The organism is Paraburkholderia monticola, assembly GCF_001580545.1.
Lineage (GTDB): Bacteria > Pseudomonadota > Gammaproteobacteria > Burkholderiales > Burkholderiaceae > Paraburkholderia > Paraburkholderia monticola.
This window is the reverse complement of record NZ_LRBG01000004.1, coordinates 539,980-553,140: the sequence shown is the minus strand read 5'-3', so window position 1 is coordinate 553,140 and position 13,161 is coordinate 539,980. Positions and strand designations below refer to the sequence as shown.

The window sequence follows — 13,161 nt, the reverse complement described above, 5'->3', positions numbered from 1 at the left end:
GTGATGAATCACTTCCCCAAGCTGTTATCGTCGCAAATCGGTTTCGACGTCGCGCAAACGATGCTCGAAGGGTTCGACCGTCACTACCGGATCTTTCGCGACGCTGCGATCCATGCCAAGACGCTGTTCGAAGCCGGCGACTGGCACGGCCTGCAAAAGCTCGCGCGCGAGCGCATCACGTCGTACGACGATCGCGTGCAGGAATGCGTGCAACTGCTCGAAGACGAGTACGACGCGGAGAACATCGACAGCGAAGTGTGGCAACAGATCAAGCTGCACTACATCGGCCTTTTGACCACGCACCGTCAGCCGGAATGCGCGGAGACGTTCTTCAATTCGGTCTCCTGCAAGATTCTGCACCGCTCGTACTTCAACAACGATTTCATTTTCGTGCGTCCGGCGATCTCGACCGAATACCTCGAGAACGACGAGCCGGCCGCGAAGCCGACGTATCGCGCGTATTACCCGGGTACGGACGGATTCGCCGCGACGCTCGAGCGGATCGTCACGAACTTTCAACTCGATCCGCCGTTCGAGGATCTGCAGCGCGACGTCGCTTGCGTGATGCAGTCGATTCACGAAGCGTTCGGCACGTTCGACGAAGCGCCTAACTTCCAGATTCACGTCTTGTCTTCGCTGTTCTATCGCAACAAGGCCGCGTATATCGTCGGCCGCATCATCAACGGCGACGCGCTGCTGCCGTTCGCGGTGGCGCTGCGTCACGTCAAGCCTGGCCTGCTCGCGCTCGACACGGTGCTCCTCACGCGCGAGCAGTTGCTGATCATCTTCAGCTTCGCGCACTCGTATTTTCTGGTCGACATGGAAGTGCCGTCCGCGTATGTCGAGTTTCTGCGCACGGTCATGCCGGGCAAGCCGAAGGCGGAAATCTATACGTCGGTGGGTCTGCAGAAGCAGGGCAAGAATCTGTTCTATCGCGATCTGCTGCATCACCTGAAGCATTCGAGCGACCGCTTCATCGTCGCGCCCGGCATCAAGGGGCTCGTGATGCTGGTGTTCACGTTGCCGTCGTTTCCCTACGTGTTCAAGCTGATCAAAGACAATTTCCCGCCGCCGAAGGAAACCACGCGCGCGCAGATCCAGCAGAAGTATCAGCTGGTCAAACGTCACGACCGGCTTGGCCGCATGGCCGACACGCTCGAATATTCGAGCGTCGCGCTGCCGCTCGCGCGGCTCGACGAAACACTGCTGCGCGAACTCGAAAAGGAAGTGCCGTCGCTGATCGAATCCGAGGGCGAGAACCTCGTGATTCGCCATATGTACATCGAGCGACGCATGGTGCCGCTCAACCTGTTCCTGCAGAACGGCAACGACGACGACGTCGAGCACGGCATCAAGGAATACGGCAACGCGGTGAAGGAACTGATCCAGGCGAACATCTTCCCCGGTGACATGCTGTACAAGAACTTCGGCGTGACGCGCCATGGCCGCGTCGTGTTCTACGACTACGACGAGATCGAATACCTGACCGACTGCAACGTGCGCGCGGTGCCGCCGGCGCGCCACGAGGAGGACGAAATGTCGGACGAGCCGTGGTACGCGGTCGGTCCGCACGATATTTTTCCGGAGACGTATGGCACGTTCCTGCTCGGCGATCCGCGCGTGCGCCGCTCGTTCATGCGGCATCACGCGGACTTTTTCGAGCCTGCGTTGTGGCAGCGGTACAAGGATCATCTGTTGCAGGGCGAGTTGCCCGATTTTTTTCCGTACGACCTGAGCGTGCGCTTTTGCGTGCGTTATCCGGAGCGGTTCGCCGACGCACCCGATGCGCAGACGAACGAACCTGATGTGCGCGTGGCCTGATGAATCCCACGAGGGTTCGCAGCAGGCAGCGCGCTGCGGTAGCCACCCAAGCTATGACCAAGGAGCTCGAACATGAGTGACGCAAACCACAGTGGTATCCAAGCCGATCCGATCGTGATCGTCAGCGCGGCACGTACGCCGATGGCGGCCTTTCAAGGCGACTTCGCGTCGCTGACCGCACCACAGCTCGGCGCTGTCGCGATCAAGGCGGCCGTCGAGCGCGCGGGTCTGAAGCCCGAGCAGATCGACGAAGCGGTGATGGGCTGCGTGCTGCCCGCCGGGCTCGGCCAGGCGCCCGCGCGCCAGGCCGCGCTCGGGGCGGGTCTGCCGCTCGCCACCGGCTGCACCACGGTCAACAAGATGTGCGGCTCCGGCATGCGCGCGGCGATGTTCGCGCACGACATGCTGGCCGCGGGCTCGCTCGACGTGATCGTCGCCGGCGGCATGGAGAGCATGACGAACGCGCCGTATCTGCTGCCGAAAGCGCGCGGCGGCATGCGCATGGGTCACGGCCAGGTGATCGACCACATGTTCTACGACGGCCTCGAAGAAGCGTACGAGAAGGGCCGTCTGATGGGCACCTTCGCAGAAGAGTGCGCAGCCTCGTTCGACTTCACGCGCGAGGCGCAGGATGCATTCGCGATCGAATCGCTGAACCGCGCGAAGCGCGCGAACGAGGACGGCTCGTTCGACTGGGAAATCGCGCCGGTCACCGTGGCGGCCCGTAAGGGCGACGTCACGATCGCGCGCGACGAGCAGCCGTTCAAGGCCAACCTCGACAAGATCCCGACGCTTAAGCCCGCGTTCAGCAAGACCGGCACCGTGACGGCGGCGAACTCGTCGTCGATCTCGGACGGCGCGGCCGCGCTCGTGATGATGCGCGAATCCACCGCGAAGCGCCTGGGCGTGACGCCGCTCGCGCGCGTCGTCGGTCATTCGACGTTCGCGCAGGAGCCCGCGAAGTTCACCACCGCGCCGGTCGGCGCGATCCGCAAGCTGTTCGAGAAAAACGGCTGGCGCGCCGGCGACGTCGATCTGTACGAGATCAACGAAGCGTTCGCGGTCGTCACGATGGCGGCGATGAAAGAGCACGATTTACCGCACGGCAAGGTCAACGTGAACGGCGGCGCCTGCGCGCTCGGCCATCCGATCGGCGCCTCGGGCGCGCGCATTCTCGTCACGCTGATCGGCGCGCTCAGAAAGCGCGGTCTGAAGCGCGGCGTCGCGTCGCTGTGTATCGGCGGCGGCGAGGCGACCGCAATGGGTGTCGAACTGATCTGACACGTCGGCAAAAACTTCGAGGATGACGATGAAAACAGTGTTGATCGTCGGTGCGTCGCGCGGCATCGGCCAGGAATTCGTACGGCAATACAGGAAGAGCGGCTGGCGCGTGCTCGCGACCGCGCGCGACGGCGCCGCGCTCGATGCGCTCAACGAACTCGGCGCCGAAACGTTCGCACTCGACGTCACCGCACCCGAAGAGATCGCGGCGCTCGGCTGGAAGCTCGACGGCGAACGGCTCGATGCGGCCATCCTGGTGTCGGGCGTGTACGGCCCGCGCACCGAAGGCATCGAGACGATCACCGCCGAGGATTTCGATCACGTGATGCACACGAACGTGCGCGGCCCGATGCAGTTGCTGCCGATCCTGCTGCCGCTCGTCGAGGAAACGGACGGGGTGCTCGCGGTGATTTCGAGTCGCATGGGCAGCATCGCCGAGGCGAGCGGCACGACCGGCTGGCTGTATCGCGCGAGCAAGGCGGCGCTGAACTGCGTGCTGAAGCTCGCGGCGCTCGACGCACAGCGCGCGACCTGCGTGTCGTTGCATCCGGGCTGGGTGCGCACCGACATGGGCGGCGCGCAGGCCGCACTCGATCCGGCGCGCAGCGTCGCCGGCATGCGCGAGGTGCTGGCACAGGCGGCGGCATCGCGCGATGCGTTCCATGGCCGCTTCTTCCAGCACGACGGCACGCAGCTCGACTGGTAGACATCCAGGTCGACAAAGGAGACACATTCATGGTGCTTGATCAGGACCACCTGATGGTGCGCGACGCGCTGCGCACCTTCGTGCGCGAAGCGATCACGCCGTACGCGGCGCAATGGGACCGCGAGCGCACCTTTCCGCGCGACGTGCATCGGCAGCTCGCCGAGCTCGGCGCTTATGGCGTGCTGGTGCCCGAAGCGCATGGCGGCGCCGGCATGGACGCGCTCGCGCTCGCGCTGATCCTCGAAGAAATCGCGGCCGGCGACGGCGGCACGTCGACCGCAATTTCGGTGAACAACTGCCCGGTGTGCAGCATCCTGCTGACTTACGGCAACGACGCGCAGAAGCGCGACTGGCTCACGCCGCTCGCGCGCGGCGAGATGCTCGGCGCGTTCTGCCTGACCGAGCCGCAAGCGGGCTCGGATGCGTCGGCGCTGCGCACCACCGCGACGCGCGACGGCGACGCCTACGTGCTGAACGGCGTCAAGCAGTTCATCACGAGCGGCAAGAACGGCGACGTCGCGATCGTAATGGCCGTCACCGACAAGGCCGCGGGCAAGCGCGGCATCAGCGCGTTCATCGTGCCCACCAACTCGCCGGGCTACGTGGTCGCGCGCGTCGAAGACAAGCTCGGCCAGCATTCGTCGGATACCGCGCAGATCGTGTTCGAGGATTGCCGCGTACCGACGGCCAACCTGATCGGCGCAGAAGGCGAAGGCTACCGGATCGCGCTGTCGGGGCTGGAAGGCGGGCGCATCGGTATTGCCGCGCAAAGCGTTGGGATGGCGCGCGCCGCGTTCGAAGCCGCGCTAACTTACGCAAAGGAGCGCGAGAGCTTCGGCGCGCCGCTGTTCTCGCACCAGGCGATACAGTTCCGTCTCGCCGACATGGCGACGCAACTCGAAGCCGCGCGGCAATTGATCTGGCACGCGGCGTCGCTGAAGGACGCGGGCCAGCCGTGTCTGACCGAAGCCGCGATGGCGAAGCTGTTCGCCTCCGAAGCGGCTGAGCGGATCTGCTCGGCCGCCTTGCAGATTCACGGTGGCTACGGTTATCTGAGCGACTTCCCGGTCGAGCGGATTTACCGCGACGTGCGCGTGTGCCAGATCTACGAAGGTACGAGCGACATCCAGAAGATTCTGATCGCTCGCGGGCTCAACTGAAATTTCCATGATCAAGCCATTGTTGTCACTGCAAAGACCTGTTGATTGTCCGTGCGGCGGCGCCACGCCCGACGCACGCGGCGGCACCGCGATCAAGGCGCCGCGTTTCGCGCAATGCTGCGGACGCTATATCGACGGCAACGAAGCGGCGCCGCGTGCGCTGGAACTGATGCGCTCGCGTTATAGCGCCTACGTGCTCGGCGCAACCGACTATCTGCGCGCGACGTGGGACGCCCGCACCTGCCCCGCCGATCTCGACGCCGACCCTACCGCGCCGGACGCGCCGCGATGGCTCGGACTCCAGATCAAAGCGTTTGCCGAAAGCGATGCCGATCACGCGAGCGTCGAATTCATCGCCCGCTACAAAGTGGGGGGACGTGCGCATCGTTTGCATGAGTTGAGTCGCTTTCAGCGCGGCGAGGATGGTCGCTGGCGTTATGTCGATGGCGACGTCAGCGAGTAAATGAAGGGCCAGCGATAGTCAAGCAATCGTTGCATTGCCCTTCGAAACTTTCGCGCGACTTTCATCAACTCACCAGCAGATTCATAAAAGGCCCTTGTACAGGGCCTTTTTTGCGTCTTCTCACGCCAGCTCTTTTTGTTGGCCTCGCACCACAGCACTTACACGACCTTTACTCGTCACTACCCGCCAGACGTCTTCCGCTCTTTCCCCGCAAGGCTTTGAGGCCTCGTTCGCACATGCAGCAATTTTTTCGTCGCGGGTTCTCCTTGATTGCACAAAACAAAATTGTCGTGCCAGGATGAGTCCGTAGTTTCATGACGTCACATTGCGAGGGCAGGTCATACCCGCTCCGCAACATGCTCAGGAAGCCTGAGCGGCCGCTGAATCAATGCGAGCCGCGCGGACTCCGCCAGCATCGAGTGACGCTCATCCTCGACGCGTGGGGTCGCGTCGGCCGTTGGGTTCATCCCGTGCGATCTCGATTTGCGTGCGTGCGCTTCCGGCGCCACCTACGCGAGTGAGTTTGTTTGTGTCGAAAACGCGAACGAAAGCTGAATGTCAGCCGCGTTTCTCGCAACCGGACAGCACGGAGTTCAGGACAGGTCTTTCAGGCAGGTGCGTTAATGGTGTTGAGCAAGGTTCTGACAAAGTGTGCGGCGATCTGCGCCGCGGCCACGTGTGCTGTCGCGATTGCGCACGCCGATCCGCTCGCCTACTCGTCGCATTCGGCACAGAACGCGACGCCGCCCGGCGACGCCCAGGGACCGCTGTCGCGCGCTCGCGTCCCGCGCCTCGCGCTCGACGACGACACCTACCTGCCCACCGCGCACCTGAACGAAAAGATCATCCGCGTGCCGGTCGATGCCGCCGGCACGGTCACGCTCGAAACCACGATCTACAAACCGGACGGCCCAGGCCCGTTCCCGATGATCGTGTTCAACCATGGCAAGATCCCGGGCGACCCGCGCACCCAGGAACGTAGCGACCCGCTGCCGTTCGCGCGCGAATTCGTGCGCCGCGGCTACGTGGTCGTCGCGCCGAACCGCCAGGGCTTCGGCCACTCCGACGGCGTGTACGAGCAGGACGGCTGCGACGTCGAGCGCAATGGCCTCGGCCAGGCCGGCGACGTCGCCGCGACGATCGATTACATGTCCAGGCAACCTTATGTCGACGCGACGCACATCGCAGTAGCCGGCACCTCGCACGGCGGTCTCGCGACGATCGCGTACGGCACCGAAGCGGCGCCCGGCGTGCGCGCGCTGATCAATTTCTCGGGCGGCCTGCGCCAGGACGCCTGCGAGGACTGGCAAGGCAACCTGACGCGCGCATTCGGCGCGTATGGCGAGAAGACGACGGTGCCATCGCTGTGGCTGTATGGCGATAACGATTCGGTGTGGAACGCGCCGCTCGTCGCGAGCATGTATGCAGCGTATGGCGCGCACGGCGCGAGCGAAAAGATGGTCGACTTCGGCAACTACAAGAACGACGCGCATCGGCTGGTCGGCGACCGCGACGGCGTGCACGTGTGGTGGCCGGCCGTCGAAGCGTTCCTCGCGCGCGCCGGCATGCCGACGGCCGTCCAGTATCGCGTCGCCGACCCGGCCGCGCCGAAGGCGACCGACTTCGCCGCGCTCGACGCCGTCGATTCCGTGCCGTTCCTCGACAGCGAAGGCCGCAATGGCTATCGCAACTTCCTGCATCAGTATCCGAGCCGCGCGTTCGCGGTATCGAATTCGGGCGCGTGGTCGTGGGCCGAGGGCGGCGACGATCCGATGTCGGTGGCGGTGGCGAATTGCCAGAAGCAGAGCTCCGATCCGTGCCGACTGTATGCGGTCGATAACGCGGTCGTGTGGGGCAACCAGAACTCGCAGACGGCCGATGCGGCCGATGCCGATGCCAACGGCCGACGCGCGATTGCGAGCCGGGAGTGAAGTACGCATAAGCGCGAATCGCGCCTGGCTCTGATGTGCCGCAAGCCCGCCGAATCGGCGGGCTTTTTCTTTGGCGTTGAGCGTTTATTCGTTCGCGCCGAACCAGCGCGCGAACGACCCATTCGCCCGCGCCCCCGCGAACCCGCCCCTTCGCCGCAAATTCTCGCCAGTAATAGCCCATTACTTTGACGTCGTTATCTCCGTCGATTGGCGATCTTCCATCCCGAAGTCGAACGAGCTGCATCGAACAGCGCCAAACCTCGACGCCGCCACGAAAAACGCCCATTTTGCCGCTGATGCGCGCGACGAAATAAACCGCTAATCTCGACCCCGCGCACTCGCCGAGGCGCGTTTTCCGCGACCGGAAAAGTCTGCGGAACATCGCGAAAGCCCTCCCAAGCAGGGATCAAAAACGCCCTCACCGATGCGTGGCAAAAAAGCACCTTGGAGTACCTCTTTGGAAAAGTCAGCAGCTCCCCCAGTCTCCCCTGAAGATTGGGTCGCCCGCAGTCTGCGCGCGGTGTGGCATCCGTGCACGCAGATGAAGCACCACGAGCGTCTGCCCCTGATCCCTGTCGCGCGCGGTCAAGGCGCGTGGCTGTACGATCGCGCGGGTCATCGCTATCTCGACGCGATCAGCTCGTGGTGGGTCAATCTGTTCGGCCACGCGAACCCGCGCATCAACGCGGCGCTCAAAGATCAGCTCGATACGCTCGAACACGCGATGCTCGCCGGCTGCACCCACGAGCCCGCCGTCGAACTCGCGGAACGTCTCTCCGCATTGACCGGCAACACGCTCGGCCATGCGTTCTTCGCCTCCGATGGCGCGTCCGCGGTCGAGATCGCGCTGAAGATGAGCTTCCACAGCTGGCGCAATCGCGGCTACGCCGACAAGCAGGAGTTCGTCTGCATTGCCAACAGCTACCACGGCGAGACGATCGGCGCACTCGGGGTGACCGACGTCGCGTTGTTCAAGGACGCGTACGATCCGCTGATCCGTCATGCGCACGTCGTTGCCTCGCCCGATGCGCGGCTCGCGCAAGCGGGCGAAACCGCCGCCGACGTCGCCCGCCGCGCGCTCGACAATGTGCGCGCGCTGTTCGATGCGCGCGCAAACCGCATCGCCGCGCTGATCGTCGAGCCGCTCGTGCAATGCGCGGCCGGCATGGCCATGCACGACACGTCGTACGTCGCGGGATTGCGCGCATTGTGCGACCAGTACGGCGTGCATCTGATCGCCGATGAAATCGCGGTCGGCTGCGGCCGCACCGGCACGTTCTTCGCGTGCGAACAGGCAGGCGTGTGGCCGGATTTCCTGTGTCTGTCGAAAGGCATCAGCGGCGGCTATCTACCGCTGTCGATCGTGCTGTCGCGCGACGAGATCTACGCGGCCTTCTATCACGACGACATCGCGCGCGGCTTCCTGCATTCGCACTCGTACACCGGCAATCCGCTCGCGTGCCGCGCGGCGCTCGCGACGCTCGATCTGTTCGCGAGCGAGAACGTGCTCGCCGCCAACGCACGCAAATCGGCGACGCTCGAAGCTGCGCTCGCACCGCTCGCCGAACACGCGCAGGTGCGCAATCTGCGTCAGCGCGGCACGATCTTCGCGTTCGACGCGGCGATCGACGATCCTCAGCATGCCCGGACATTCTCGCGCCGCTTCTTCGAAAACGCGCTGCAGCGCGAACTCTTGCTGCGCCCGATCGGCACCACGGTGTACCTGATGCCGCCTTACATCCTCGCTGACGAAGAACTCGCGCTGCTCGCCGAGCGCACCCGCGACACCTTCGACGCCACGCTCGCGGAGGCCCGCTGATGCATCTGCTCGACACGCTCGCCGAAGGGCTCAAGGAACTCGACGCGCGCGGCCTGAAGCGCCGCCGCCGCACCGCGGACACGCCGTGCGCCGCGCACATGACGGTGGACGGCCGTGACATCATCGGCTTTGCGAGCAACGACTATCTGGGCCTCGCCGCGCATCCGCAACTGATCGACGCGATCGCCGAGGGCGCGCGCCTGTATGGCGCGGGCAGCGGTGGCTCGCATCTGCTTGGCGGCCATTCACGCGCGCATGCGCAACTCGAAGACGATCTCGCTGAATTTGCCGGCGGCTTCGTCGACGATGCGCGCGCCTTGTATTTCAGCACCGGCTATATGGCGAATCTCGCGACGCTGACCGCGCTCGCGGGCCGCGGCACGACGCTGTTCTCCGACGCGCTCAATCACGCGTCGCTGATCGACGGCGCGCGCCTCTCACGTGCCGACGTGCAGATCTATCCGCACTGCGACGTGGATGCGTTGAGCGCGATGCTCGACGCGTCGGAGGCGGACGTCAAGGTGATCGTCTCCGATACGGTGTTCAGTATGGACGGCGACATCGCACCGCTGCCGCGTCTTCTCGAGCTTGCGGAGCGGCACGGCGCTTGGCTGATCGTCGACGATGCGCACGGCTTCGGCGTGCTCGGCCCGCAAGGCCGCGGCGCGATCGCGCAAGCCGCGTTGCGCTCGCCGCATCTGATCTCGATCGGCACGCTCGGTAAGGCGGCCGGCGTGTCGGGCGCCTTCGTCGTCGCGCATGCGACCGTGATCGAATGGCTCGTGCAGCGCGCGCGTCCGTATATCTTCACGACGGCTTCGGTGCCGGCCGCCGCGCATGCGGTGTCGGCGAGCCTGCGCATCATCGGTGGCGAGGAAGGCGATGCGCGCCGCGCGCATCTTCGGCAACTGATCGAGCGCACGCGCGCGATGCTGAAGGCAACCCCGTGGCTGCCCGTCGATTCGCACACTGCCGTGCAGCCGCTCATCATCGGCGCGAACGATGCCACGCTCGAGATCGCCGCGTCGCTCGATCGCGCCGGGTTGTGGGTGCCCGCGATCCGTCCGCCGACCGTGCCGACCGGCACGTCGCGCCTGCGTATTTCGCTATCGGCCGCCCACTCGCAGGCGGATCTCGACCGGCTCGAAGCCGGCCTCCAACAAGTCGGAGCGCGCGCCGCATGAGCAACATGACTAACGATGACGGCGCGCTGTCGCTGTTCGTCACCGGCACCGATACGGAAATCGGCAAGACCTTCGTGTCCTCGGCGCTATTGCGCGGCTTCGTGCGCGAAGGCCTGCAGGCAGCCGCGATGAAGCCGATCGCGGCGGGCGCGTTCGAAGTCAACGGCGTGCTGCACAACGAGGACGCGGATCAGCTCGATGCCGCGTCGAGCGTGCTGCTGCCGCCCGCCATGCGCACGCCGTATCTGCTGAAGGAACCCGCCGCGCCGCACATCGCGGCCGCGCTGGAGAACGTCTCGTTCGATCTCGAGCACATCGTTGCGTGCCACCGCCAGGCGCTGAAGCTCGCCGATGTCGTCGTGGTCGAAGGTGTCGGCGGATTTCGCGTGCCCTTGACCGCGACGCAGGACACCGCCGATCTCGCCGTCGCGCTGAAGCTGCCGGTCGTGCTGGTGGTTGGCATGCGCCTGGGCTGCATCAGCCATGCGCTGCTGACCGCCGAAGCGATCGCCGCGCGCGGTCTCACGCTCGCGGGCTGGGTCGCGAATCGCATCGACCCGGACATGACCTTCCCCGACGAAAACATCGCGTCGATTCGCGCGCATCTCGCGCAAGCGTACGACGCGCCGTTGCTCGGCATCGTGCCGCACATCAGCCCGCTGTCGCCGGAGCGCGCGGCGGACCAGCTCGACATTCGACGGCTTCTGCAAACGCTGCGCCTGGCGTGCGCGGCATAGCGCTGCCCCGCAGCGCCGAACCCTATTTCTTCCGAACACGAGGATCGATCACATGACTCAACTGAACATCGCAGCGGGTACCGCCGACACGAGCACCACCGCCGAAGCCAAACCGCTCGCGCGCTGGCGCGTCGCCGATATCGTCGCGCTGTATGACCTGCCGTTCAACGACCTGCTGTTTCGCGCGCAGCAAACGCATCGCGAGCATTTCGACGCAAACGCGGTGCAACTGTCGACGCTGCTGTCGATCAAGACCGGCGGCTGCGAAGAGGATTGCGCGTACTGTCCGCAGTCGGTGCATCACGACACCGGTCTTGCCGCCGACAAGCTGATGGCCGTCGACGACGTGCTCGCCGCCGCGCAAGTCGCCAAGCAGAACGGCGCGACGCGTTTCTGCATGGGCGCCGCATGGCGCAATCCGAAGGACCGCCATCTCGAGCCGATCAAGGACATGATCCGCGGCGTGAAGGCGATGGGCCTCGAAACCTGCGTGACGCTCGGCATGCTCGAAAATCACCAGGCGAAGGCGCTCGCCGATGCGGGTCTCGATTACTACAACCACAACCTCGATACGTCGCCGGAGTTCTACGGACAGATCATTTCGACGCGCACGTATCAGGACCGTCTCGATACGCTCGAGCGTGTGCGCGATGCGGGCATCAACGTGTGCTGCGGCGGCATCGTCGGAATGGGCGAATCGCGCCGCGAACGCGCGGGGCTGATCGCGCAACTGGCGAACATGGAGCCGTATCCGGAATCGGTGCCGATCAACAATCTCGTGCAGGTGCAAGGCACGCCGCTGACCGGCACTGAAGCGATCGATCCGTTCGAATTCGTGCGCACGATCGCGATTGCGCGCATCACGATGCCGCGCGCGATGGTGCGTCTATCGGCGGGCCGCGAGCAGATGGACGAGGCCTTGCAGGCGATGTGCTTCCTCGCTGGCGCGAATTCGATTTTCTACGGCGACCAGTTGCTGACCACGAGCAATCCGCAGGCGGAGGCGGACCGCAAGCTGCTCGCGCGTCTGGGCATTCGCGCTGAAGCCGCGCAGCAGATGCCCGTTGAGCAGAGTGGCTGCGAGCATGGGTGTGGGCATGGCGAGCATGGGGCTGCGAATTGAGTGGTTGAGCCGCTGCATCGCTAAATCGCATGCGTTAAGCGTGCGTGAATAAAAAAGGCTGCTTCGTTTTGCGAAGCAGCCTTTTTTCTTTCGACGCGAGGTCTACCTCGCGCTTACCCCCGCAAGACGATCACACGAGCGCATGCTGCGCGGTTTCGATCGCGTCTTCGCGAAAGCGCAGCGGCGCCGCGCAATGGATGAGCGTATCGACGAAGTACTTCGCGCGCGGCCACGGACCGAAGCCCGCCGCCGTGTTGATATGCCCCGCGTCGCCAAGATTGACGAAGGCGCTGCCGAAGCGCTGCGCGAGTTCGCGCGCGTCGCCAAGCGTCATCCACGGATCGGTCTCGCTGCCGATCAGGATCGACGGCACGCCGATGCGGCGCGCGTCGAACGGTCCCGCGAACGCGAACTTGCGCGGACTCGCGGGCGCGACGAACAGCACGCCGATCACGTCGCCCGTCAGCCCGCCCTGTTGCAACGCATACGCGCTCGCGAGACAACCGAAGCTATGCGCGGCCAGCACGAACGGGCCGCGTTCACGCGCGAGCAGATCGCGCAACGACTGCGCCCAGCTCGCGAGATCGGGCGCATCCCAGTTGGCCTGCTCGACGCGCAGCGAGCGCGCGAACTGCCGCTCCAACCATGTCTGCCAATGCGCGCCTTCGCTGCCGTGCAGGCCGGGAACGGTGACGAGCCGTGGCGGCCAGCTCGATCGGGTGCATGAAAGCATGTGCGTGCCTCGCTGCGCAGAGAATCCGGGCAATCATTGTCCCGCTGTGTCGTGCGTCGATGAACCAAGTTTTTGTGCTTTCGTTATGGGTCAAACGAAAAAATGCGCGAGCGTGCGCAAACGCGCGCGATTGGCGTCGAAAACGTAGAATGAGGCCTATTCATAGCGGGAGGAGACCCGATGCCGCACGCGTCGTTCGAATG

General features: G+C 64.9%; 11 protein-coding genes. 10 read left to right on the top strand and 1 reads right to left on the bottom strand.

Annotation, left to right across the window (positions count from 1 at the left end; translation table 11 throughout):
* Window positions 1–3: 3 nt before the first annotated feature.
* From aceK to bioB, 10 genes are all read left to right on the top strand, one after another.
* On the top strand, window positions 4–1,821 hold the full coding sequence (gene aceK, locus CI15_RS07345; RefSeq protein WP_062125670.1) for a bifunctional isocitrate dehydrogenase kinase/phosphatase: 1,818 nt from the start codon (window positions 4–6) through the stop codon (window positions 1,819–1,821).
* A 72-nt stretch (window positions 1,822–1,893) separates the two neighbouring features.
* On the top strand, window positions 1,894–3,102 hold the full coding sequence (locus CI15_RS07340; RefSeq protein ID WP_062125668.1) for an acetyl-CoA C-acetyltransferase: 1,209 nt from the start codon (window positions 1,894–1,896) through the stop codon (window positions 3,100–3,102).
* A 28-nt stretch (window positions 3,103–3,130) separates the two neighbouring features.
* On the top strand, window positions 3,131–3,808 hold the full coding sequence (locus CI15_RS07335) for an SDR family oxidoreductase (protein ID WP_062126168.1): 678 nt from the start codon (window positions 3,131–3,133) through the stop codon (window positions 3,806–3,808).
* Window positions 3,809–3,837: 29 nt separating this feature from the next.
* Window positions 3,838–4,968 carry an acyl-CoA dehydrogenase family protein gene (locus CI15_RS07330; protein ID WP_062125666.1) on the top strand — a complete coding sequence of 377 codons (1,131 nt, stop codon included), beginning with the start codon at window positions 3,838–3,840 and terminating at the stop codon, window positions 4,966–4,968.
* Between the two features lie 7 nt (window positions 4,969–4,975).
* On the top strand, window positions 4,976–5,431 hold the full coding sequence (locus CI15_RS07325) for a YchJ family protein (protein ID WP_062125664.1): 456 nt from the start codon (window positions 4,976–4,978) through the stop codon (window positions 5,429–5,431).
* Window positions 5,432–6,054: 623 nt separating this feature from the next.
* Window positions 6,055–7,362 carry a dienelactone hydrolase family protein gene (locus tag CI15_RS07320; RefSeq protein WP_062125658.1) on the top strand — a complete coding sequence of 436 codons (1,308 nt, stop codon included), beginning with the start codon at window positions 6,055–6,057 and terminating at the stop codon, window positions 7,360–7,362.
* A gap of 457 nt (window positions 7,363–7,819) precedes the next feature.
* Window positions 7,820–9,181, top strand: a complete 1,362-nt coding sequence (gene bioA, locus CI15_RS07315) for an adenosylmethionine--8-amino-7-oxononanoate transaminase (RefSeq protein WP_062125656.1) — start codon at window positions 7,820–7,822, stop codon at window positions 9,179–9,181.
* Window positions 9,181–10,365, top strand: coding sequence for an 8-amino-7-oxononanoate synthase (gene bioF / locus CI15_RS07310; RefSeq protein WP_062125654.1), 1,185 nt, complete (start codon window positions 9,181–9,183; stop codon window positions 10,363–10,365). Before bioA ends, bioF begins: the two co-directional genes overlap by 1 nt.
* Entirely contained in the window at window positions 10,362–11,102 is a 741-nt protein-coding gene (gene bioD / locus CI15_RS07305; RefSeq protein ID WP_062125652.1) for a dethiobiotin synthase, read from the top strand. Before bioF ends, bioD begins: the two co-directional genes overlap by 4 nt.
* Before the next feature lie 52 nt (window positions 11,103–11,154).
* Window positions 11,155–12,225 (top strand): biotin synthase BioB, encoded by a 1,071-nt coding sequence (bioB, locus tag CI15_RS07300; protein ID WP_062125650.1) that lies wholly within the window; start codon window positions 11,155–11,157, stop codon window positions 12,223–12,225.
* A 130-nt stretch (window positions 12,226–12,355) separates the two neighbouring features.
* On the opposite strand, the gene CI15_RS07295 is transcribed toward bioB, so the two are convergent.
* Window positions 12,356–12,958 (bottom strand): RBBP9/YdeN family alpha/beta hydrolase, encoded by a 603-nt coding sequence (locus CI15_RS07295; protein ID WP_062125648.1) that lies wholly within the window; start codon window positions 12,956–12,958, stop codon window positions 12,356–12,358.
* Window positions 12,959–13,161: the final 203 nt, after the last annotated feature.

Bases quoted from the DNA above. Each gene is read 5' to 3' on its own strand.
- aceK (WP_062125670.1), top strand. From the start codon at position 4: ATGAATCACTTCCCCAAGCTGTTATCGTCGCAAATCGGTTTCGACGTC.
- CI15_RS07340 (WP_062125668.1), top strand. From the start codon at position 1,894: ATGAGTGACGCAAACCACAGTGGTATCCAAGCCGATCCGATCGTGATC.
- CI15_RS07335 (WP_062126168.1), top strand. From the start codon at position 3,131: ATGAAAACAGTGTTGATCGTCGGTGCGTCGCGCGGCATCGGCCAGGAA.
- CI15_RS07330 (WP_062125666.1), top strand. From the start codon at position 3,838: ATGGTGCTTGATCAGGACCACCTGATGGTGCGCGACGCGCTGCGCACC.
- CI15_RS07325 (WP_062125664.1), top strand. From the start codon at position 4,976: ATGATCAAGCCATTGTTGTCACTGCAAAGACCTGTTGATTGTCCGTGC.
- CI15_RS07320 (WP_062125658.1), top strand. From the start codon at position 6,055: ATGGTGTTGAGCAAGGTTCTGACAAAGTGTGCGGCGATCTGCGCCGCG.
- bioF (WP_062125654.1), top strand. From the start codon at position 9,181: ATGCATCTGCTCGACACGCTCGCCGAAGGGCTCAAGGAACTCGACGCG.
- bioD (WP_062125652.1), top strand. From the start codon at position 10,362: ATGAGCAACATGACTAACGATGACGGCGCGCTGTCGCTGTTCGTCACC.
- bioB (WP_062125650.1), top strand. From the start codon at position 11,155: ATGACTCAACTGAACATCGCAGCGGGTACCGCCGACACGAGCACCACC.
- CI15_RS07295 (WP_062125648.1), bottom strand. From the start codon at position 12,958: ATGCTTTCATGCACCCGATCGAGCTGGCCGCCACGGCTCGTCACCGTT.